We start from the raw sequence: 22,378 nt of genomic DNA, 5'->3' as shown, positions 1-22,378 counted from the left end.
CGCCGGGCCCGTCGGGGTCGTGGTGGCGGGTGGAGCCTGCCAGGCCAGCAGCATCCGCAGCGCGTCGTGCGAGGGCGTGCCCGGCGCGGCGGCGTAGGTGACCAGCGCCTGCTCGGCGTCGTCGGCCGAGCGCAGGGTCTCGTAGCTCAGCTCCAGCCGGCCGACCACCGGGTGCCGGAAGCGCTTGGTGCCCGAGGTCTTGTCCTGCACCGGGTGCTGGGCCCACCAGCCGCGGAACTCCTCGCTGCGCATGGACAGTTCACCGATCAGCTGGGCCAGCTGCGGGTCGTCGGGGCGCCGTCCGGCCTCCAGGTGCAGATACGCCACGTTCTCGCGGGCGCAGGAGTGCCAGTCGGCGAACAGCACCCGGGAGGCGGGGTCGAGGAAGGTGATCCGGGCGATGTTGCGCTCGGCCGGGTCCAGGGCGCCGTAGTCGCCGAGCAGCGCCACCGCGGCGGCGTTCCAGGCCAGGACGTCCATCCGCCGGCCCATCACCAGCGCGGGCACGTCGGTCAGTTCGTCCAGCAGCCGGCGCAGCATCGGCCGCACCTCCTGCGGCGCCTGCGCGCTTGCGCCCCGGGCCGCGGGCCGGGCACCGTGCCGCGGCCCGGCCAGGTGGTGCAGGTGCCGCCGCTCGTCCGCGGTCAGCTTCAGCGCCCGGGCGAGCGCGTCGAGGACCTCGGCGGACGGGTGGGGGACCCGGCCCTGCTCCATCCGCGTGTAGTAGTCGACGCTGACCCCCGCCAGCTGGGCGATCTCCTCCCGCCGCAGCCCGCTGACCCGCCGCCGCCCGCCGTAGTCGGGCAACGCCACGTCCTGCGGAAGCAGTCGGGAACGCCGGGTGCGCAGGAAGGTGCCGAGGCTCGTCGCGGGGCTCATGCCCCGATTCTCACCGACCGGCGGGCCGTCCAGCCTGGCCCTGCCAGGACCACCCGGGCCCCGGCGGCGGGCGTCACCGCCCGGACGGGACGACGCTCACCAGGCCGCCGTCGACGGCGATGTCCTGCCCGGTGATGTAGGCGGAACGCGCCGACAGCAGGAAGGCCACGGTCTCGGCGACGTCCTCCGCCTCGCCCAGCCGCCCCAGCGGCACCTCGGCGCGCAGCGCCCCGTACGCCGTCTCGTCGGGGACGGCCGAGCGGAACATGTCGGTGACGATGTAGCCCGGGCTCACCGAGTTGACGCGGATGCCGCGCCCGGCGAGGTCGCTGCCGAGCGTGTGGGTGAGGTTGTGCACGGCGGCCTTGGCCGCCGAGTACACCGGCGCGTGCGGCATGCCCCGGTACAGCGTCCAGGAGGCGTTGACGACCACCGAACCGCCGGGGCCGGCCGCGTCGAGCAGCGGCAGGGACTTCTGCACGGTGAAGAAGACGCCCTTGAAGTTCACGCCCACCACGTGGTCGAAGTCCGCCTCGCTCACCTCCGCGGCGGGCCGGAAGCTGCCGACCCCGGCGTTGGCGAAGACACCGTCGAGCCGGCCGTGGCGTTCGCCGACGGTGGCGGTGAGCCGGTCGAGATCGGCGGTGGAGGCGGCGTCCGCCCGGACGGCCAGCAGCCGTCGACCGCCGTCGGAGACCTCCCGCAGCAGACCGGTGGCGCGCTCCAGCCGCGCGGTGTCGCGCCCGGTGATCACGACGTGCGCGCCGGCCCCCAGCAGCCGCCGCGCCGCGGCCAGCCCCATGCCCCGGCTCCCTCCGGTCACCAGCACCACGCGCCCGTCGAACTCGTCGTCGCGTCGAGGGGAGTCGGCGGTGGCGGTGGTGGCGGTGGTGGCCGTGTCCCGGCCGGGGCGGTCGGTGTTCGTGCTCCTCGTCATGTCCCCACCCTCACCCGCCCCCACCGCCCGGACCAGGCCCGCCCCCACCCCGGGTCCACCAGGACCACCCTCTCCGCCACCACCCACCGTGGGGGGAGCCGTCTACACCGTGGGTGGGCGGTAGGTACCACGCCGGTACGGCGCCGGGGTACGGCGCCGGTCGACCCGCGGATACGCCGCTGGTCGATCGTCCCGGGCGGAGCGGCGCCGATAGATTCCTGCCGACCTGATGAAAGCCACCACGGGGAGAACGGCATGTCGATACGCAAGCATCTGGTGAGTGCGGCCACCGTCGCGGGGGCGCTGGCCTCGCTCTCGGTCCTGGCCGTCGCTCCGGCGCAGGCCGCGGCGGTGGACAAGTACAAGTCCGTCGACTGCGGGCACAGTGCGAAGGTGTGGTACCGCGACTACGGTCAGCAGACCATGCTCCGCGAGATCACCTTCGACAACATGAGCGACAAGTTCTCCGCCGTCAACGTGTACTGGCGGGCCGACGACGGCAGGACGACCATCCAGGAGTTCACCCTGTACCCGGGGTGGTCGAAGATCTCCGACGGGACGACCAAGGACGTGGCGGTCGCCAAGAACCGCAAGCCGTACGTGAAGTTCATCTTCAAGTCCCTCATCGGCGGCAGCTGCACCCGCTACATCGACCTCAACTGACCCGTCGTCAACGTGCGTTCCCGAGGGCCTCGTCGCCGGTGCGGCGGGGTCCTCGGGCCTTCCGGTTCGGGACACGGCTGGGTAACGCCCTTGCAGACCCCTTGTCAGTGCAATTTCACATTACTATGTTACCGGTCACATCCTAGAGCGCGGCCCTTACTGGAGTGACCCATGACCAAGCCCCACCGTCTCGCCCTCGCCACCGCCCTCGTGGCGACACTCGTCCTCGGCGCCGTGGGCTGCTCCGACACGGGGAAGAAGGGCTCGCAGGGCGGCGGCGCCAATCCCGCCGCCGCCAACGACGGCAAGATCCTCGGCGGTACCCCCGTCAAGGGCGGCACCCTGACCGTCCTGTCCAACCAGGACTTCTCCCACCTCGACCCGGCCCGCAACTGGACGATGCCGGCGATGGACTTCGGCACCCGGCTGCTCTACCGCACCCTCGTCACCTTCAAGGCCGAGCCCGGCAAGGCCGGCAGCGAGCTGGTCCCCGACCTGGCCACCGACCTCGGCACCCCCAGCAACGGCGGCCGCACCTGGACCTTCACCCTGAAGGAGGGCCTGAAGTACGAGGACGGCACCCCCATCAAGGCCCAGGACGTCAAGTACAACGTCGAGCGGTCCTTCGCCCCCGACCTCACCGGCGGCCCCGACTACGCCGCCCAGTACCTGGCCGGCGGCGAGAACTACAAGGGCCCGCTCCAGGGCCAGCACCTGGACTCCGTCAAGACCCCCGACGACCGCACGATCGTCTTCGAACTCAAGCGCCCCGTCGCCGAGTTCTCCGCGACCGCCACCCTCCCCACCTTCGCGCCGGTCCCGCAGTCCCAGGAGAAGGGCACCCAGTACGACGCCCGCCCGTTCTCCTCCGGCCCGTACAAGATCGAGACCTACGACCGCGACAAGAAGCTCGTCCTGGTCCGCAACGAGCACTGGGACCCCAAGACCGACCCGGTCCGCAAGGCCTACCCGGACAAGTTCGTCGTCGTCATGGGCCTCAAGGGCGGCCAGATCGACGACCGGATCATCGCCAGCGAAGGCGCCGACGCCTCCTCCGTGGAGTACGCCGACATGCGGCCGGAAAGCGCCCCCAAGGTGCTGCCCAAGCCCGACGTGAAGGCGCGTCTGCTCGCCGAGTCCCAGGGCTGCACCACCATGCTGCACCTGAACAACTCCCGGGCGCCCTTCAACGACCCCAAGGTCCGCGAGGCCATGCACTACGCCATCGACAAGGAGGCCGTCGTCACCGCCAACGGCGGACCCGCCCTCAACGAGATCGCCACCGCCTACCTGCCGCCCGCCCTCACCGGCGGCAAGCAGGCGGACACCCTCAAGATCGCGCCGGCCGGCGACCCGGCGAAGGCCAAGGAGCTCCTCAAGGCCGCCGGCAAGGAGAGCCTGAAGGTCTCCCTCACCGTCTCCACCGGCGACAAGGGCGTGGCCGAGGCCATCCAGCAGGGCCTGGCCCGCGCCGGCGTCGAGGTCGTCATCGACACCGTCGACCCGGGCGCGTACTACGACGTCATCGGCGACCTGTCCACCACGCCCGACATGACCTTCACCGGCTGGTGCCCGGACTACCCCTCGGGCTCCACCTGGATGCCGTTCGTCTTCGACGGACGCACCATCAAGGAGAAGGGCAACCAGGGCAACTACAGCCAGTTCCGCGACGACGCGACCATGAAGCGGATCGACGAGATCAACGCGATGTCCGACCCCAAGGCCGCCAACCAGGCCTGGATCGACCTCGACGCCGAGGTGATGAAGAAGGCCCCCTCCATCCCGGTCTTCCTGGAGCGCAAGCCCCTCCTCGTCGGCACCAACATCGCCGGCGCCTTCGGCCACCCGGTGTGGACCGGCACCATCGACTACGCCACGGTGGGTCTGAAGGACCCGTCCAAGAGCCAGGGCTGACGGGCAGCGAGGTCCCCCACCCATGACCGCCACCCCGCCGGCCGCCCCCGCGGCGGCCCCGGACGGCACCGGCACCGCAGCGCCCCAGGCGCGTGACGTTCCCCCGGGCAGCAGCCCCTGGCAGCTCGCCCGGCGGGAACTGCGCCGCCGGCCCACCGTCCGCGTCAGCCTCGCCGTCGTCCTCCTCTTCGTCCTCATGGCCGTCACCGCCCCCTGGCTGGGCGCGCTCGGCGGATGGTCCCCGGACGCGTTCGACAAGTCCGCCGTCGACCCCTACCTCGGCGGCCTCCCGCTCGGCTCCTTCGGCGGGATCTCCCCCGAGCACTGGCTCGGCGTCGAACCCGTCACCGGCCGCGACCTGTTCGCCCGCGTCGTCCACGGTGCCCAGGTCTCGCTCCTGATCGCCTTCGCCGCCACCGCCATCGTGGTGATCGCCGGCACCGCCGCCGGCATCGCCGCGGGCTACTTCGGCGGGCGCACCGACGCCGTCCTGTCCCGCCTGATGGACCTCACGATGTCCTTCCCCTCGCTGATCTTCATGATCGCGATGCTGTCGGTGGCCAAGGACGTCAACCGGATCGTGCTCATGACCGCCGTCATCGGCCTGTTCGGCTGGCCGGGCGTCGCCCGCGTGGTGCGCGGCCAGACCCTCTCCCTCAAGCACCGCGAGTACGTCGACGCCGCCCGGGTCGGCGGATCGAGCTCCTGGCGGATCCTGACGCGGGACATCCTGCCCGGCGTCGCCGGCCCGGTCATCGCGTACACGACCCTGCTCGTCCCCGGCATGATCAGCACCGAGGCGGCGCTGAGCTACCTCGGCGTGGGCGTCCGCCCGCCCACCCCCTCCTGGGGCCAGATGATCGCCGAGTCCGTCGCCTTCTACGAGACCGACCCCATGTACTTCATCATCCCGAGCACCTTCCTCTTCCTGGCGGTCCTCGCCTTCACCCTGCTCGGTGACGCCCTGCGCGACATCCTCGACCCGAGGGGAGGCCGCACGTGATCCTCTACCTCGCGCGCCGCCTGCTCGCCCTGGTGGGCGTCCTGCTGGCCATCGCCGCCGTCACCTTCCTCATCTTCTACGTGCTGCCCTCCGACCCGGCCGCGGCCGCCTGCGGCAAGACGTGCAGCCCCGAACGGCTCGCCGACGTACGGACGTACCTGGGCCTGGACCAGCCGGTGTGGCGGCAGTTCCTCGACTTCCTCACCGGCATCTTCACCGGCCGCACCCTGGGCACCGGCCAGTACGCCGTCGAATGCGGCTTCCCGTGCCTCGGCTACTCCTACGAGAACTCCCTGCCCGTGTGGGACCTGCTCATGGACCGGCTGCCCGTCTCGGCCTCCCTCGCCTTCGGCGCGGCCGCGCTGTGGCTGCTGCTCGGTCTCGGCGCCGGCGTCACCGCCGCCCTGCGCAAGGACACGCTCACCGACCGGGCCCTCATGGTCGGCGCCGTCGCGGCCGCCTCCCTGCCGGTGTACTTCACCTCCGTCATGCTCATCTACGGGGTGATCCGCATCGCCGGCCTGCTGCCGTACCCCACCTACCAGGTCTTCTCCGACAACCCGCTCGGCTGGGCCACCAACCTGCTGCTGCCGTGGACCGCCCTGGCCCTGCTGTACGCCGCCATGTACGCCCGCCAGAGCCGCGGTTCGATGATCGAGGCGATGGCCGAGCCGTACATCCGCACCGCCCGCGCGAAGGGCATGCCGGAGCGCACGGTCGTCGTCAAGCACGGCCTGCGCTCGGGGATGACGCCGATCCTGACCATCTTCGGCATGGACCTCGGCGGACTGCTGGCCGGCGCCGTCATCACCGAGTCCATCTTCGGACTGCCCGGCATCGGACGGCTGTTCTACGGCGCCCTGGTCGGCGCGGACCAGCCCGTCGTCCTCGGCGTGACGCTGCTGGCCGCCTTCTTCATCGTCGTCGCCAATCTCGTCGTCGACCTCCTGTACGCCGTCGTCGACCCGAGAGTGAGGTACGCATGACGACCGGGACGCCCCTGCTCGACGTCCGCGACCTGCAGGTCACCTTCACCACCCCGCGCGGCCGGGTCCGGGCCGTCGACGGCCTCGGCTTCACCGTGGAGGCCGGCCGTACCCTCGGCATCGTCGGGGAGTCCGGCTCCGGCAAGTCCGTCACCTCGCTCGCCGTCATGGGCCTGCACCGCGGCGCCGAGGTGGGCGGCTCGATCCGGCTGGCCGGGCAGGAACTGGCCGGCATGCCGGAGAAGGAACTCTCCCGGCTGCGCGGCCGCAAGATGGCGATGATCTTCCAGGACCCGCTGTCCAGCCTCCACCCGTACTGGACGGTCGGCGAGCAGATCGCCGAGCACCACCGGGTCCACTTCCGCTCCGGCCGCGCCGCCGCCCGCAGGCGGGCCGTGGAGATGCTCGCCGAGGTCGGCATCCCCGAGCCCGCCCGCCGCGCGGGGGAGTACCCGCACCAGTTCTCCGGCGGCATGCGCCAGCGCGCCATGATCGCCATGGCCCTGGCCTGCGAGCCGGACCTGCTCATCGCCGACGAACCCACCACCGCGCTCGACGTCACCGTCCAGGCGCAGATCCTGGAGCTGATCGCCCGGCTCCAGCAGGACCGCGGCCTCGGCGTCGTGATGATCACCCACGACCTGGGCGTGGTCGCCCGGGTCGCCCACGAGGTGCTGGTGATGTACGGCGGCCGGGCCGCCGAACAGGCACCGGTCGACGACCTGTTCGCCGAGCCCGCCCACCCCTACACGCGGGGGCTGCTGGAGTCGCTGCCGCGGCTCGACGACCCCGACGACGCGCCGCTGCGGGCCATCCCCGGCGCCCCGCCCTCGCTGCTCGCCCCCGCGCCCGGCTGCGCCTTCGCCCCGCGCTGCGCGCGGGCCGAGGCCGCCGGCGAGGCGGAGCGGGGCCGGTGCGCGCAGGAGCGGCCGCTCCTCGCCGCGTACGGCGACCACCCGCACCGGAGCGTCGCCTGCCACTTCGCCGGTCCCGCCGGGGCCGGGCCCGCCGTCCCCGTCAAGGAGGGGGCCCGATGACCGCCGAGCCCACGACCACGGGCGGCGCCGGCGCCGCGCCGCTGCTGGCCGTACGGGACCTGACCATGGCCTTCCCCGGCCGGCGCGGGCGGACCGGGGGGCGCGGGGCGCCCGTGCGCGCGGTCGACGGGATCTCCTTCGACCTCGCCGCCGGGGAGACCCTCGGCCTGGTCGGCGAGTCCGGCTGCGGCAAGTCCACCACCGGCCGGATGCTCGTCCGGCTGCTCGAACCCACCTCGGGCAGCGTCACGTTCGACGGGCGGGACATCACGCGGCTGTCGCAGGGCGCGCTGCGGCCGCTGCGGCGGCACCTGCAGATGGTCTTCCAGGACCCGCACTCCTCGCTCAACCCGCGCCAGACCGTCGCCCGGATCATCTCCGACCCGCTGCTGGTCCAGGGCTGGTCGGCCGGCGACGCCCGGCGCCGGGCCGCGGAGCTGATGGAGCTCGTCGGGCTGATCCCCGAGCACATCGACCGCTACCCGCACGAGTTCTCCGGCGGCCAGGCCCAGCGCATCGGCATCGCCCGCTCGCTGGCCACCAGCCCCCGGCTGATCGTCGCCGACGAGCCGGTCTCGGCCCTCGACGTCTCCGTGCAGGCGCAGATCGTCAACCTGATGGAGCGGCTGCGCCGCGAACTCGGGCTGGCGTACGTGTTCATCGCGCACGACCTGTCGGTGGTCAAACGGGTCAGCGACCGGGTCGCCGTGATGTACCTCGGCCGGATCGTCGAGATCGGCGACAAGAAGTCCCTCTACGACGACCCGCGCCACCCCTACACCCGGGCCCTGCTGTCCGCCGTACCGCTGCCCGACCCGGCCGCCGAACGGCGGCGGGAGCGGATCACCCTGCTCGGCGACCCGCCGAGCCCGGCGGCGCCCCCGCCCGGCTGCACCTTCCACCCGCGCTGCCCCAAGGCCCAGGAGGTCTGCCGCACCGAGCGTCCGCTGCTGCGGATCGCGGACCCGGGCGCGACGCGCGAGGTGGCCTGCCACTTCCCGGGGGACTGACGGGGAAACCCAGGGAAGCGGGGAGGGCCCCGGAGCCGATGGCGTCTCCGGGGCCCTTCGGCCGTTGCGCGCGGCGCGCACCCGTCACCGCGGGGGTGCGCAGCCCGTCGGCGGGGTCGCGCACCCCGGCTCGGCGGGGCTGCGGGACCGGTCAGGCGACGCCCAGTTCCCGTCGGAAGAAGGCCAGTTCCTGCCGCATCAGCTTCTCCTGCACCCCGTACGGCGTCATGTGCGTCACCCCGGGCAGCGCCAGCAGCTGGTGCGGCCGGCCCGCGTCGGTCAGCGCCTGCGACAGCCGCAGCGTGTGCGAGGGGTGGACGTTGTCGTCGGCGAGCCCGGTGATCAGCAGCAACGGCCGCGACAGCCGCGGCGCGTCACCGATCAGGCAGTCCCGCTCGTAGACCTCGGGGTTCTCCTGCGGCAGGCCGAGGTAGCGCTCGGTGTACGCGGTGTCGTAGAGCCGGAAGTCGGTCGGCGGGGCCCCGGCGGAGGCCGCGTGGAACACGTCCGGGCGGCGCAGCACCGCCATCGCCGCCAGATAGCCGCCGTACGACCAGCCGCGCACACCGACCCGGCCGAGGTCCAGGTCGCGGTGGCGCGCCCCGAGCGCGGCCAGCGCGGCGACCTGGTCCTCCAGCGTCACCGCGGAGAAGCCGCGGTACATGGCGTGGGTGAAGGCCGGCGAGACGTTCGCGGTGCCGCGGTTGTCGATCGTGACCACGGCGAACCCCTGGTCGGCCCACCACTGGCGGGCCTGCCAGCGGCGCGGCTCGGCGGACACGTCCTGGTAGCCCGGGCCGCCGTAGGAGTCGAGCAGCACCGGCAGCCGCCGGCTGCCCGGTGCGTGGCCGCGGGGCAGCACCAGCGCGGTGGGCACGCCGTGTTCGGTCACCCGCTCCAGCACCGGGGTCACCCGGTACGGCAGCGGCTCGGCCAGGTCCCGGACGCCCAGCGCGCGGCCGTCGGCGGTGGTCAGGGTGCGCCGGAAGCCGTCGGCGTCGGCCGTGGTGAGCAGCAGGGCCCCGGCATCGGCCGCCACGGTGTGCACACCCGGCCCGTCCGCCACGGGCGTGAGCTCTCCGGTGTCCGGGTCGATCAGCAGCACCTGCTGCTCGGCGGGGTCGCCGAGCGCGCCCTCGACCAGCAGGCGGCCCTGGTGGACGCCGGCCACGCGGCGGACCTGGAGCGTGCCGCCGGTGAGCGGCTTGCCGTCCACGGCGAGCCCGCGCGCCAGCTGGCCCGGGGTGTCGACGGAGGTGAGCACGCGTCCGTCGGGCAGCCGGGCCGGGGTGCCGGGCAGCCGGTCCACCCACTGCGGATGGGTGGTGCGCGACAGCTCCCGGGTGCGGCCGGTGGCGGGGTCGGCGCAGAGCAGCAGCACCTGCTGCTGGAGCCGGTCCGCGACGGTCAGCAGGATCTCCTGCTCCGACTCCCATCCGGCGTCGCAGACGTACGGGAAGCGCTCGGCGTCCCAGTCGAGGCGGACCCGCCGCCCCTGGGGCCCGAGCACCCACAGCTGGACGTCGGCGTTGGGCCCGCCGGCCGTGGGGTAGGCGAAGTCCTCGGCGGGCCGCTCCGGGTGGGCGGCGTCGGCGAAGTGGCGGCGCTCCAGCGCGCTGTCGTCCACCCGGGCGGCGAGCACGCTCAGCCCCTCCGGCGACCACCAGTGGCCGCGCGGGCGGTCCAGTTCCTCGGCCGCCGCGAACTCGGCCAGGCCCCAGCGGGCACCGTCGGCCGGGCTGATCCGGCCGCCCGGGGCCAGATGGAGCGCGTCCTCGCAGACGTACGCGACGGTGGAGCCGTCGGCGTCGGGGCGCGGGTCGAACGCCGGGCCGGCGGTGCGGATCTCCCGCGGCCCGGCCCCGCCGTCGGCCTCGACGGCGTAGAGCCGCCCGTACAGGGCGAAGACCGCCCGGCGGCCGTCGCCGGACAGGGCGAACGACCCGATCCCGGCGGCGACCAGCCGGATCCGCTCGCGCAACCGGCGCTCGGCCACGGGGAGTTCGCCGCCCTCGGGGGCCAGCGCGCGGGGGTCGGCCAGCAGGCGTTCCACGCCGGTGGTGGTGTCGAGGACCCACAGGCTGTCGTAAGGGTCGGTGGGGCCGCTCGAACGCAGGAAGTACAGCAGGCGGGCCCCGTCGCCGAAGGCGAAGGCGCGCGGGGCGCCGTGGGTGAAGCGGCGGGTACGGGCCGAAAGATCGAGGAAGTCGCTCATGGATCGTAGTGTGACATGTGAAATATCACAGCGCCTAGGCCGGTGGAGTGGTGCGGCCCCAGGGGCGGGTCTAGCGTCGACAGGGTGGAGCCCCACGTCCAGCCCACCCGCACCGGGACCGGAGCCGCGGTCCGGGCGGGCGGGAACGGCCTGGCGCTGTTCGTCATCGCCTCGTGCCAGCTCATGGTGGTCCTCGACATCACCATCGTGAACATCGCGCTGCCGCACATCCAGACCGCGCTGGGCTTCTCCACCGAGAGCCTGTCCTGGGTCGTGAACGCCTACACCCTCACCTTCGGCGGACTCCTCCTGCTGGGCGGCCGGACCGGCGACCTCCTCGGCCGCAAACGGGTGTTCGTCTGCGGCGTGCTGCTCTTCGGGCTGGCCTCACTGCTCGGCGGACTGGCGCAGAACGCCGGACAGCTGCTGGCCGCCCGCGCGTTGCAGGGCGTCGGCGGCGCCGTCGCCTCGCCGACCGCCCTGGCGCTGATCACCACCACCTTCCGCGAAGGCCCCGAACGCAACCGCGCCTTCGGCGTGTTCGCCGGCGTCTCGGCCGGCGGCGGCGCCATCGGCGTGCTGGCCGGCGGGATCCTCGTGGAATGGCTCGACTGGCGCTGGGTCTTCTTCGTCAACGTGCCGATCGCGCTGCTGATCGCCCTCATGGCCGGGCGGGTGCTGCACGAGTCCGCGCGGCACCCCGGCCACTTCGACCTGGTCGGCGCGCTGACCTCCACGCTCGGCATGGTCGCGCTCGTGTACGGCTTCATCCGCGCCGCCCAGGACGGCTGGCGCGACCCCTGGACCCTGGCGTCCTTCGCGGCGGCCGTGGTGCTGCTGACCGCCTTCGTCCTGAACGAACGCCGCTCGCCGCAGCCCATCACCCCGCTGCACATGTTCGCCGACCGCAACCGGGCCGGGACGTACGGGATCATGCTCTTCCTGGCCTGCGCGATCTTCGGGATGTTCTTCTTCCTGACGCTGTTCGTGCAGAACGTGCTCGACTTCAGCCCGCTGCGGGCGGGCCTGGCGTTCCTGCCGGTCAGCGTGATGGTCGCGGTCGTGGCGGGCGTCACCGCACGGCTGCTGCCGCGGCTGGGGCCCAAGCCGTTCATGGTGCTCGGCGCGCTGTGCTGCGCGGCCGGGCTGTCCTGGCTGACCCGGGTCGACGTCGACTCGACGTACTTCGGTGACGTGTTCGGGCCGCTGCTCGTGTTCAGCACCGGCATGGGCATGCAGTTCCTGGCCCTGACCCTGATGGCCCTGTCGGACGTGCCCGACCGCGAGTCGGGCGCGGCCTCCGGCCTGCTCAACACCATGCAGCAGGTCGGCGGCTCGCTCGGGCTGTCCATCCTGGTCACCGTCTTCGGCACGGCCAGCCGCGACGAGGCCGCGGCGCAGGTACCGGCCTTCCTCGCCCGGGCCCGGCCGGAGGAGCTGCTGAGCTTCCGGCGGACCCACCGGCTCCCCGACCCGTGGGGCGACCAGGTCCTCACCGCCGGGATCTCGCACGCGTTCGTCGCGGCCGCGTGCTTCACGCTGCTCGGCGCGCTGACCGCCCTCTTCGTGATCCAGGTCCGGCCGTCCGACCTCGAACGGCTGCAGGGCAACCACCGTCCGGGGCCGGGCGGATGAACGTCGGGACGGAAACGGAACCGGTTCGGCCCAGGGTCTGTCTTTCGGATCAGGCCGGATCAGGACGCCGCGAGCCCGGCCTGATCCGGAAGACAGGCCCTAGGGGGCCAGGGCGCGGACGCGGCAGCGGGCCGGGCCCTCGGCGCGCAGGGTGATGCCCGCGCTGACCGGGACCTCGGTGTCCACCGCCTCGAACTCGTAGGCCCGCAGCATCATCGCCAGCGCGATCACGGACTCCAGCATCGAGAAGTGCTGCCCGATGCACGCGCGCGGCCCGCCACCGAAGGGGAACCACGCGTACCGCGGCCGGGCCGCCTCCGCCTCCGGCGCGAAGCGGTCCGGGTCGAAGCGCTCCGGGTCGGTCCAGTAGTCCGGGTGCCGGTGGGTCACCCACGGCGCCAGGATCACGTCCGCCCCGGCCGGGATCCGCCGCCCGGCGATGTCGGTCGCGGCCACCGCCCGGCGGCCGATGACCGGCGCCGCCGGATACAGCCGCATGGCCTCCTTCAGCACCTGCGTCAGGTACGGCAGCCGGTCCAGGTCGGCGGCCTCGGGCGTCCGGTCGCCCAGCACCCGCCGGATCTCCTCGCGGGCCCGGTCCTGCTGCTCGGGGTGGCGGCCCAGCAGGTGCAGGGCGAAGGCGAGCGAGGTCGCCGTGGTCTCGTGCCCGGCCAGCAGGAAGATCAGCACCTGGTCGCGCAGCTCGGTGGAGTCGAAGGCGTCGCCGCTGTCACCGTCGCGGGCCGCGGCGAGCAGGGACAGCAGGTCCTCGCCCTCGCCCGTGCCCGTGCCCTCGCCGGCAGCCGTGTTCGCGCCGCCGCCCTCGCTCGCGGCCCCGCCTCCGCCCCCGCTCGCGGCGGTGTCGCGGCCGCGGCGCTCGGCGATGATCCGGTCGCAGACCCCGTACAGCTCGTCCATCGCGGCGGCGGCCCGCCGGTTGGCGGGCGTGGGCCAGGTGCGCGGGAGGTTGGCGGGGGAGTAGCCGCGGCGCAGGCAGTACTCCGCGATGACGGGGAAGCAGCGGTCCACCACGTCCACGGTGGCCTCCACGTCGGTGCCGAACAGGATCCGGGCCACCGCGCGCAGGGCCAGCCGCATCATCTCGTCGGTCAGCTCGACCACCGCGCCGTCGTGCCAGCCGCCGATCGTGGTGCCGGTCTCGGCGGCCACCGCGCCGGCGTAGCCGTCGACCCGCTTGCGGGTGAACAGGGGCTGCACCAGCCGGCGTTGCCGCAGGTACTCCTCGTCCTGGCTGGTCAGCAGCCCGTTGCCGAAGGACTCCCGGACCTCCTCGTAGAAGGGGTTGTCCTTGCGGAAGTTGGCCGACTGCGCGGCCAGCACCTGCTGGGCGCCCTCGGCCGAGAAGACGCAGTACAGCGCGGCCCGCAGCCCGGGCGGGCCGGCGGTGATCCGTACGACGTCACCGTGCGTGCGCTGGGCCTTGAGATAGGTCCCGATCGAGTCCTTCTTCAGGTCGAACAGCGACCCGAGCAGCGGAACCCCCGCGAGCTCGGGAATCCCCTCCGCCGCGACCGCCTGCGTGTCCACTGCCATGACTCCCCCTGGTCGACGTCGTCCGTCGTCGTGCCCGTACGTTCCCGATTCTGGCCCGCCGATCTGCACGGAAGCGGCAGATCCAACATATTTCGGCCATGGCCTACTTGTCGCAGGCGATGCCGTCGTTGTCCCGGTCGAGGTGCTTGCCGTAGCCGGGCTGCCCGCGCCGGATGGGCGCCGCGCCGGCGGCCCTGGCCTCGGCGCAGGTCTTGTAGTACACGCCGGCCGGGGCGGTGGTGGCCGCCTTGCCGGGCGTGCTCCCGGCGTCCGGCGTCTTCGTGGGCGCCTTCGCCGAGGGTGTGGCCGGGGCCTTGGACGGGCCCTTGGACGGCTTCAGCGGGGCACCGGCCTGCTCGGGACAGGCGGTCCCCGGCGCGGCCAGCGACAGCTCGACGGCGGCCTTGGGAGCGAGCTCGGACCCGGCGGCCGGAGTCTGGAAGCAGACGCTCCACTGCGCGTGGTCGGCGGCGAGGGAGACGTCCCCGTAGGCGCTGCGCGCCTCGACGCTCCCCCCGGTCAGCTTGACGACGGCGGGCTCCGCATCGGCGAACGCCTGCCCGACGAGGGCCGGCATCACCGCCTTGGCCGAGGCGGACGGCGCGGCGGCCGCCGGACCGTTACCGCCCTTCTTCCCCGCCCGGCCCGCGGACCCCCCGCACCCGGCGAGGAGCACCACGAGAACCCCCGCGACCCCCGCCACGCCGAACCGACATCTCCGCACACGTCCCCCACGCGACCCGGAACCAGCCACCGACAAGATCCCCACCAGAAACCGCCGCAGCCTACAAGCGCCCTCCCCGCCCCCGTGAGCGCTTTCCGGCCAAACCGGCCGAGCGCGCCCGCTTTCCGGGACGGCCGACCGCCTGCACCCTGGCCCAGAGGTCACCGGAGTCGGCCGAGCCGAGGGGGAATCCGCCGTGTCCGAACCGCCTTACGTCCCTGTCCTGTCCGCAGCGCCGCACGCGGTGAAGGCCTACGGCTGGCTCCGGCCGACGGACCAGCGCAACGTCGCACCCTTGTGGATCCTGCCGCCGCCGATGCCGGGCACTGCCGGTCCGGCCCTCACCCGGGAGGTGCGCAAGGAGATCGGCGCGGTGAGCCGGGCCCAGCGGGACGCACCGCGTGGATCGACGCGCCCTGGGCGGCGCAGGATGACCAAGTACCACTCCTGGCCGGGGAGTTGCGCGCGTACACCGAGTTCGGGGCCCTCCGGCCGGTGACCGGACCGGACCGCTCCCGGCTCCAGCAGACGACGTCCCTGGAAGCGGCGGCCCGTGGCGGGCGGGGGGTCGGGGTCCGCGTCCGCGTGACGGGCGGGTGGGACGCCGGGACCGCCGAAGCCGTACGGTCCCTGCTGGCCCGCGCCGAGCCGGCGGTCAGGGCCGACCTGCTCCTCGACCTCGGCGGCGTCCTGGCCGACCGCCCCGACGCCGGCAAGCAGGCGCTCCGCGCCCTCGACGCCCTGGTTCCAACACCTGACCTACGTCGCCCGCACCCTGCGCCGCCCATGACGCCGGGCACGCCGAGCGGTGCCCGGACGTCACGGACAGGTGCGGCCGTCGTGGCGTCTGCCTGCGCGGTGGTCCCTCTGGGAATGCCGCCGGAGCCCCGTTCCGTGCCAGGGGCGGTGTGATACTGGTAGCGGTTGACGGTGCGTCGAACGGGGGGAGTCGGAGACGTGCGCGATCCGTTGGAGGACGTGGAACTCACCGAAGCCGTAGAGGGCTTGCGGGATCAACTGATGGCCGCCGTGCACGCCGCGGACGGCCGGCGCATCAAGTTCGCGGTCGAGGAGATCACCCTGGACTTCTCCGTCGAGCTGCGGCGCGACGCGACGGCCAAGGCGGGGTTCAAGGCATGGGTGGTCTCCGGCGACGCCCAGGTGGGCGTGGCGCAGAACGCCGTCCACAAGGTGTCCGTGAAGCTGAAGCCGAAGGACGCCGCCCACGGCGGGCCGGTCGAGATCGGACACCAGGCCGAGGTCGACCTGGGTGACTTCGAGCATCCGTCCGGTTTGCGCGGCGGATGAGCGCCCGATCCCTCGAACGCATCGCCGTCGTCCAGGGAGCGCGGCAAGGCAGCGGCTTCCTGCTGGACTCCCGCCTGGTGCTCACCTCGGCGCACCTGTTCGACGGGGAGGACGGCGTCGCTCGCGTCGCCGTCCCCGGAGGGACGGGGACGCGTAACTGCCGCCTTGTGTGGCGCCGCTACGACGAGTCGTGCGACGCGGCCCTGCTCGCAGCGGATGAAGACCTGGTCAGGGAGCCCGCGACGTGCCGGATGTCCGATGTCCGGTGGGGCCGGATCGCGGGTCTGGCCGCCTGGGAGAACTGCGAAGCGGTGGGCTACCCGCGTATCGCGCTCCGGGACGGGACGCGGCCGGACACCGAGCAGATCGTGGGCACGCTGAAACCCGGATCGTCCGTCCTGCGCGGCCGCTACGTCCTGGACAGCGCCCACGCTCCGCCCCCCGCGACCGGTACCTGCGGCGCATCCCCGTGGCAGGGGATGTCGGGGGCCGCGCTCTTCGCCGGCGACCACCTGGTCGGCGTGGTCTCCGGGGATCCCGCGCAGTGGGGGCATGCGCGGGTGGAAGCCGTGCCCGTCTCCGTCGTGGTGGCCGATGCCGGATTCCGGCGGGCCATGGAAGCCGCGGCGGGACTGTGTCCCGAGGTGGTGGAGATCGGCCGGCCGGCGCCGCAGGTGGCCCACGAGGCCTCCGCCGCTTGCGAGGACGACTGGCTCCCGGTCACCGACGCCGAGCCGGTCTCCTTCGGTGTTCATCTTGCGCCGGACGCCTCCGGCCATCCGGACGTTGTGCCGTACGTGCCGCGCGGCGTCGACGCGCAGGTGGACGCCCGCCTCGAAGCGCTGGCGGAAACGGGCGGCATGCTCCTGCTGACCGGGGATTCGGCTGCGGGCAAGACGCGGGTCCTGTTCGAAGGCATGGTCCGCAACCTCGCGGACCGGTCGGTCTGCAAGCCGGACCCCGACGCCGACCTGTCCCTCCTGCATTCCTCCTCCGGAGCTGATCACGAGAAGGTCGTGTGGCTCGACGACCTGCACAACTACTTGCGCTCCGACGGGCTGACGCCGTCCCTGCTCGACCGGCTCGTCCGCCGCGGCACCATCGTGCTGGCCACGCTGCGCACCGAGTTCCATGCCCACTACACGGACGAGGAGGACGCCCCGCCGCTCTCACGGAGCACCGGGCCGCGCCTGCCGTCCTCGCCGGGCAGAGTGATCCGCGCAGCGCATCACATCGTCCTGGACCGGATCTGGACCGACGACGAGCGGCGCTCCGCCGCGTCCAGCGAGGATCCGCGCGTCGCCGCGGCGCTGAAGGCCGACAGGGCACACGGGGTGGCGGAGTACCTCGCGGCGGGACCGCAGGTCCTCAAGCGGTGGAAGGCCGCTTCCCGCGTGAAGGGCAACCCCCGTGGTGCCGCACTCGTCGCGGCCGCCGTCGCTCTGGCACGCACGGGTGTGGACACGGCGCTGCCGCCGGAGTCCCTGGAGCGCCTCCACGCGTACTTCCTCGACCGGGCGGGCGGCCCGGCGCTGCGGCCGGAAGGCATGGAGGAGGCCTGGGCCTGGGCGTCCAGGATCGTGCTGGGCGTGACCAGCCCCCTGGTACCGGGCCGGGGCGGATCGTGGAAGCCGTTCGACTACCTCGTGTCCGACGCCGCGCGCCGGTCCCGCCCGAGTGAGCTCCCGGAGCAGGTCTGGGACGAGGCCCTGCGGATCGTGGACGACACGCGCCGTGTGCTGGTGTCGACCGTCGCCAAGGTGGCGGGTCGGCCGGACGTGGCCAAGGAGGTGCTCCACCCCCTCGCGGCGGCCGACGATCCCGACGCTCTGATCAACCTGGGGGCGCTGCTGGCCGCGGAGAAGGACTACGACGGTGCCGGGCGCTGCTTCGAGCGGGCTTTCCGCCTGGGTGACGCCACCGGGGCGCACAACATGGGGGCCCTGTCCTTCGCGAGAGGGGATCTCGAAGCGGCACGGGAGTGGTACGAGCGTGCGGTCGAGGGCGGGGAACGGGAGTCGATCGGCCCCCTGGGCCTGGTCCACGAGAAGCTGGGCAACCAGGACGAGGCGACAGCGCTCTGGAAGCGCGGCACCCAGGCCGGTGATCCCGGGAGCGCCCTGCACTACTCGGACTGGTTGCGGTCGAAGTGGCAGTCGGACGAGGCCGTCGAGGCCCTGAGAGTGGCCGCGGACGGTGAGATCCCGCTTGCCGCGCTCTCGTACGCCGGCGTCCTCCTGCGTCGGGAGGACCACGAAACGGCGAACGCCTACGTCTCACGGGCCTACGACGCGGCGGTCGCGCAGGGCAATCTGGGCGACCCGGTCGGCTGCCTGATGGCCGGCGTGACCGCGTACTCCTTCGGCAACCTTCAGTTGGGGCAGGAGTGGTGGAGCCGGGCACGGGAGCACGGCCATCCGTCGGGCTGGGTGGTCCTGGAAGCCGAGGACGGCTCGCCCGGACTCCCGTACCTGGCCTTCAGCCAGGACTGCCTGGTCAGGCTCGGGCAGGAGGAAGCCCGTTCCCTCATGCAGTTGCTCTGGGCCGGCGACTGCCAGGACTGTGGATACCCGCTGGGTGACGGTGTGCCGGCACTCCATGTGGACGAGCAGTACCGATGGGCCGACGCACGGCTCTTCCACTTCGGACTGTGCCGGTATCCGCATTGGAACGATTCGGCCCTGATCAGCCTGGCCAAGGAGGCGGGTATCAGCTGGAGGGCCTTCGCCGCCGGAGTGCCGGTGGGTGAGCGCAGCGGCCGACTCGTTCCTGCCCTCGTGGTCAACCCCTCCCTGGAGGTGGCGCAGTTGGTCCCGGACGGCGAACGCTGGACGGCCACGGCCGCTTTCGGACCCCGGTCGGTCGGCGCGGAAGCGCTTGGCCTGCGACCGCTGTGGTACGGAATGCCGTCCAGGTCGTCCGACGGGCTCGCCCAGGTGTTCACCGGTCCCGGTGAGCTCGCGGTTGCAACGGTCGGCCAGCTCTGGAGCGCGCCCGCGACCGACGAGTTCACCGCGCTGGTGCAGCAGTACGCAGGAGTGCTGCTCGTCGTGACGAGCGCCGTTGGACCTCGTTCTCCCACCGGCCTGGAACTCCTGACGGACGCTCTGGAGGCCTGGGACTCGATGACGAGATGGGTCCCGCTGAAGGGGACTGGGCCCCACCACCCTCCGTCGTGAGGAGTGACGGGGCCCGGATCCCTAGATGTCCCGGAAGATCTCGATCTGGGCGCCCACCGAGTTGAGGCGTTCGGCCAGTTCCTCGTAGCCGCGGTTGATCACGTAGACGTTGCGCAGGACCGAGGTGCCCTCGGCGGCCATCATGGCCAGGAGGACGACCACGGCCGGGCGGAGGGCCGGGGGGCACATCATCTCGGCCGCGCGCCAGCGGGTCGGGCCCTCGACCAGGACGCGATGGGGGTCCAGGAGTTGGAGGCGGCCGCCGAGGCGGTTGAGGTCGGTGAGGTAGATGGCGCGGTTGTCGTAGACCCAGTCGTGGATCAGGGTCTTGCCCTGGGCCACGGCGGCGATGGCCGCGAAGAACGGGACGTTGTCGATGTTCAGGCCCGGGAAGGGCATGGGGTGGATCTTGTCGATCGGGGCCTCGAGCTTCGACGGGCGGACCGTCAGGTCGACCAGGCGGGTACGGCCGTTGTCCGCCGTGTACTCCGCCGAGCGGTCGTGGTCCAGGCCCATCTCCTCCAGGACCGCCAGCTCGATCTCCATGAACTCGATCGGGACGCGGCGGATCGTCAGCTCGGACTCCGTGACGACCGCGGCGGCGAGCAGGCTCATGGCCTCGACCGGGTCCTCGGAGGGGGAGTAGTCCACGTCCACGTCGATGACCGGGACGCCCCGCACGGTGAGGGTGGTGGTGCCGATGCCCTCCACCTTCACGCCCAGCGCCTCCAGGAAGAAGCACAGGTCCTGGACCATGTAGTTGGACGAGGCGTTGCGGATGACGGTGACGCCGTCGTGGCGGGCGGCCGCGAGCAGGGCGTTCTCGGTGACGGTGTCCCCGCGTTCGGTCAGGACGATCGGCCGGCCGGGGCTCACGCCCGGGGCGACCTGGGCGTGGTAGATGCCCTCGGTGGCGGTGATGTCCAGGCCGAAGCGCCGCAGCGCGATCATGTGCGGCTCGATGGTGCGGGTGCCGAGGTCGCAGCCGCCGGCGTACGGCAGGCGGAAGCTGTCCATCCGGTGCAGCAGCGGACCCAGGAACATGATGATGCTCCGGGTCCGCCGCGCCGCCTCGGCGTCGATGGCGTCCATGTCGAGCTCGGCCGGCGGGACGATCTCCAGGTCCACGCCGCCGTTGATCCAGCGGGTCCGTACGCCGATGGAGCCCAGGACCTCCAGCAGCCGGTAGACCTCCTCGATCCGCGCGACCCGGCGCAGCACCGTACGGCCCTTGTTGAGCAGCGAGGCGCACAGCAGTGCGACGCACGCGTTCTTGCTGGTCTTGACGTCGATCGCGCCGGACAGCCGGCGACCGCCCACGACGCGCAGGTGCATCGGGCCGGCGTAGCCCAGGGAGACGATCTCGCTGTCGAGCGCTTCACCGATTCGGGCGATCATCTCAAGGCTGATGTTCTGGTTGCCGCGCTCGATGCGGTTCACGGCGCTCTGGCTGGTGCCGAGCGCATCGGCGAGCTGACTCTGTGTCCAGCCCCGGTGTTGCCGGGCGTCACGGATGAGCTTGCCGATGCGTACGAGGTAGTCGTCTGCCATGGGTGCACCGTATCTCAGATATGAGATGAGGTACTCATCGGGTGTGGCGGACGGGTGTTACGCGTCGTCAGATCCCGGCGGAGTGGATGAACGGCCCCCTCTGGGCCTTTTCGGACATTCGGCCGCTCAGCCCCCGCACCCGCACGCCCGGTGCCGCCCTCCGTGCACCGCCGCGTACGACGCCGGCCGGGGCCCCGCCACCGCGCGCGCCGTGCGCCCCTCGGCCGCCCGGCCCGCGGTGGAGTCGGCGTCGTGCACCACCCGCCCGCCGACCAGCGTCAGCCGCACCCGCGTCGCGCTGATGTCGGCCACCGGGCAGCGCGTCACGTCCCGGTCCAGCAGCACCAGGTCCGCGGCCTTGCCCCGCTCCACCGTGCCGGTCCGCTCGTCCTGGCGCAACTGCCAGGCTGTTCCGAGGGTGTGCATGCGCAGCGCCGAGGTGCGGCCGAGTCCCTCCTGCTCGACGTGGAGCGGGCCCGTGCCGTGCGCGCCCTGCCGGTCGATCGCGGTCCGCAGCTGGTTCCACACCTGGAGCGCGTCCACCGGCCAGTCGGAGCCGCCGGACAGCCGGGCCCCCGCCCGCTCCAGACTGCGTGCCGGGTACATCCAGCGGTGCCGCTCGGGTCCGATGTACGGCAGCAGCGCCTCCATCGTCCAGGTGTCCTGGGCCGCCCACTGCAACTGCAGGCACGCCGCCACCCCCAGCTGCGCGAACCGCCGCAGATCGGCCGGGTCCACGAGCTGCAGATGCGCGACGGTGTTGCGCAGGTCCCGTCGGCCCGTCACGCGCTGCGCGTACGCGTATCCGTCCAGAGCGGTACGTACCGCCCGGTCGCCGAGGCCGTGGGCGTGCATCTGCCAGCCGATCCGGTTGAACGCGGCGGTCAGCGCCCCGTACGCGGCGGCCGGGACGTACAGCTCGCCCCGGTTGGCGGTCGGCCGTCCCTCGCCGTCCAGGTACGGCTCCAGCAGCGCGGCCGTCTGCGCCGGGTACTCGATGACGCCGTCCAGGAACACCTTCACGGTCCCGAACCGCAGCCCGGCCACCCCGCCGAACTCCCGCTCCAGCCCCCGCGCGTACGCCACCGCCGCCTCCGGGTCCGTGGCCTGTACGGCGTCCAGCCGGACCGCGGGGACGATCCGCTGCGGCAGCCGGCCGGCCGCCGAGAGCGCCTGGTAGAGCTCCAGTTCGTGGCGCCCCACCAGCGCGTCCATCATGGTCGTGACCCCGCAGGCCGCGGCCTGTTCCAGCACGGCGGCGCAGGCCGCGACCAGCTCGGCCCGGGTCGGGGCCGGTATGTGCCGTTTGACGAGGTCCTGCGCGTCGTCCTTGAGCACGCCCGTCGGCTGCCCGTCCGGTCCCTTGACCACCTTGCCGCCGACCGGGTCCGGGGTGGCCGCGGTGATGCCCGCGATGTCCAGGGCCCGCTGGTTGGCCCAGAGGTTGTGGCCGTCGCCGCCGACGAGGGCGATCGGCCGGCGGGTCGGCAGCGCGTCCAGCAGGGCGTGGTGCGCGGCCGTGCCGGCGGGCAGCAGGCCGACCGGGTTCCAGTCCTCCACCACCAGCCAGCCGTCGGGCTCCGCGCCCGCGCCGCCGGTGTCGGCGAGGAAGCCGGTCAGCAGCTCCGTCAGCTCGGCGACGGTGGTCTCGGCGCCCTCCAGCGAGGGCCGCAGCGACCGGTCGCCGGCGCCGAGGGGATGCACGTGCCCGTCGTGGATCCCGCTCATCAGCGTGTCGCCCCGCGCGTCGACCACTTCGGTGTCCCGGCCCACCAGCCGGCGC

The 22,378-nt window shown here is 73.0% G+C and carries 17 protein-coding genes; 10 read left to right on the top strand and 7 right to left on the bottom strand.

The annotated features are described in order from the left end of the window. Together LG632_RS21625 and LG632_RS21620 are read right to left on the bottom strand one after the other, a co-directional pair. The coding region (locus LG632_RS21625) for a helix-turn-helix transcriptional regulator (RefSeq protein ID WP_226729070.1) at positions 1-879 on the bottom strand (879 nt) is incomplete at its 3' end. 73 nt (positions 880-952) lie between these two features. Beyond that, complete coding sequence (locus LG632_RS21620; protein WP_226729069.1) at positions 953-1,816, bottom strand: SDR family NAD(P)-dependent oxidoreductase; 864 nt, start codon at positions 1,814-1,816, stop codon at positions 953-955. Between the two features lie 255 nt (positions 1,817-2,071). Here LG632_RS21620 and LG632_RS21615 point away from each other — a divergent pair, with 255 nt between their 5' ends. The 6 genes from LG632_RS21615 to LG632_RS21590 all read left to right on the top strand — a co-directional run bounded on the left by LG632_RS21615 (position 2,072) and on the right by LG632_RS21590 (position 8,429). Then, entirely contained in the window at positions 2,072-2,479 is a 408-nt protein-coding gene (locus LG632_RS21615; protein WP_226729068.1) for a hypothetical protein, read from the top strand. A gap of 171 nt (positions 2,480-2,650) precedes the next feature. Further along, positions 2,651-4,393 (top strand): ABC transporter substrate-binding protein, encoded by a 1,743-nt coding sequence (locus LG632_RS21610; RefSeq protein ID WP_226729067.1) that lies wholly within the window; start codon positions 2,651-2,653, stop codon positions 4,391-4,393. Positions 4,394-4,415: 22 nt separating this feature from the next. Further along, positions 4,416-5,396 carry an ABC transporter permease gene (locus tag LG632_RS21605; RefSeq protein WP_226729066.1) on the top strand — a complete coding sequence of 327 codons (981 nt, stop codon included), beginning with the start codon at positions 4,416-4,418 and terminating at the stop codon, positions 5,394-5,396. Continuing rightward, positions 5,393-6,382, top strand: a complete 990-nt coding sequence (locus LG632_RS21600) for an ABC transporter permease (protein WP_226729065.1) — start codon at positions 5,393-5,395, stop codon at positions 6,380-6,382. Before LG632_RS21605 ends, LG632_RS21600 begins: the two co-directional genes overlap by 4 nt. After that, the gene (locus LG632_RS21595) at positions 6,379-7,419 is read left to right on the top strand and encodes an ABC transporter ATP-binding protein (RefSeq protein ID WP_226729064.1); all 1,041 of its coding nucleotides are present in this window, start codon (positions 6,379-6,381) and stop codon (positions 7,417-7,419) included. The genes LG632_RS21600 and LG632_RS21595 overlap by 4 nt, the downstream gene beginning before the upstream one ends. Next, complete coding sequence (locus LG632_RS21590) at positions 7,416-8,429, top strand: ABC transporter ATP-binding protein (protein WP_226729063.1); 1,014 nt, start codon at positions 7,416-7,418, stop codon at positions 8,427-8,429. The genes LG632_RS21595 and LG632_RS21590 overlap by 4 nt, the downstream gene beginning before the upstream one ends. Positions 8,430-8,580: 151 nt before the next feature. On the opposite strand, the gene LG632_RS21585 is transcribed toward LG632_RS21590, so the two are convergent. After that, the gene (locus LG632_RS21585; protein WP_226729062.1) at positions 8,581-10,644 is read right to left on the bottom strand and encodes a S9 family peptidase; all 2,064 of its coding nucleotides are present in this window, start codon (positions 10,642-10,644) and stop codon (positions 8,581-8,583) included. 183 nt (positions 10,645-10,827) lie between these two features. Here LG632_RS21585 and LG632_RS21580 point away from each other — a divergent pair, with 183 nt between their 5' ends. Further along, positions 10,828-12,279 carry an MFS transporter gene (locus LG632_RS21580; RefSeq protein WP_374203535.1) on the top strand — a complete coding sequence of 484 codons (1,452 nt, stop codon included), beginning with the start codon at positions 10,828-10,830 and terminating at the stop codon, positions 12,277-12,279. 99 nt (positions 12,280-12,378) lie between these two features. Here LG632_RS21580 and LG632_RS21575 read toward each other — a convergent pair whose 3' ends face one another. Further along, a complete protein-coding gene (locus LG632_RS21575) occupies positions 12,379-13,833 on the bottom strand; it encodes a cytochrome P450 (protein ID WP_226729060.1) in 1,455 nt (484 codons plus the stop codon). 103 nt (positions 13,834-13,936) lie between these two features. Further along, on the bottom strand, positions 13,937-14,536 hold the full coding sequence (locus LG632_RS21570; RefSeq protein WP_226729059.1) for an excalibur calcium-binding domain-containing protein: 600 nt from the start codon (positions 14,534-14,536) through the stop codon (positions 13,937-13,939). Between the two features lie 105 nt (positions 14,537-14,641). Between LG632_RS21570 and LG632_RS30740 the strand changes: the two genes are divergently transcribed. Genes LG632_RS30740 through LG632_RS21555 form a run of 3 tightly spaced genes read left to right on the top strand, consistent with a single transcriptional unit; the run spans position 14,642 to position 19,044 of the window. Then, the gene (locus LG632_RS30740; protein WP_374203534.1) at positions 14,642-15,469 is read left to right on the top strand and encodes a beta family protein; all 828 of its coding nucleotides are present in this window, start codon (positions 14,642-14,644) and stop codon (positions 15,467-15,469) included. 45 nt (positions 15,470-15,514) lie between these two features. After that, the gene (locus tag LG632_RS21560) at positions 15,515-15,865 is read left to right on the top strand and encodes a trypco2 family protein (RefSeq protein ID WP_226729057.1); all 351 of its coding nucleotides are present in this window, start codon (positions 15,515-15,517) and stop codon (positions 15,863-15,865) included. Then, positions 15,862-19,044: a tetratricopeptide repeat-containing S1 family peptidase gene (locus LG632_RS21555; RefSeq protein ID WP_226729056.1), complete on the top strand. Its 3,183-nt coding sequence runs from the start codon at positions 15,862-15,864 to the stop codon at positions 19,042-19,044. Before LG632_RS21560 ends, LG632_RS21555 begins: the two co-directional genes overlap by 4 nt. A gap of 21 nt (positions 19,045-19,065) precedes the next feature. On the opposite strand, the gene LG632_RS21550 is transcribed toward LG632_RS21555, so the two are convergent. Next, a complete protein-coding gene (locus LG632_RS21550; RefSeq protein WP_226729055.1) occupies positions 19,066-20,595 on the bottom strand; it encodes a helix-turn-helix domain-containing protein in 1,530 nt (509 codons plus the stop codon). Between the two features lie 126 nt (positions 20,596-20,721). Further along, positions 20,722-22,378: amidohydrolase (locus tag LG632_RS21545; RefSeq protein ID WP_226729054.1), on the bottom strand; the 1,657-nt coding region annotated here is incomplete at its 5' end.

The sequence above is a fragment of the Streptomyces antimicrobicus genome (genome assembly GCF_020532625.1).
Classification (GTDB): domain Bacteria; phylum Actinomycetota; class Actinomycetes; order Streptomycetales; family Streptomycetaceae; genus Streptomyces; species Streptomyces antimicrobicus.
This window is presented reverse-complemented; position numbering and strand designations above follow the sequence as displayed.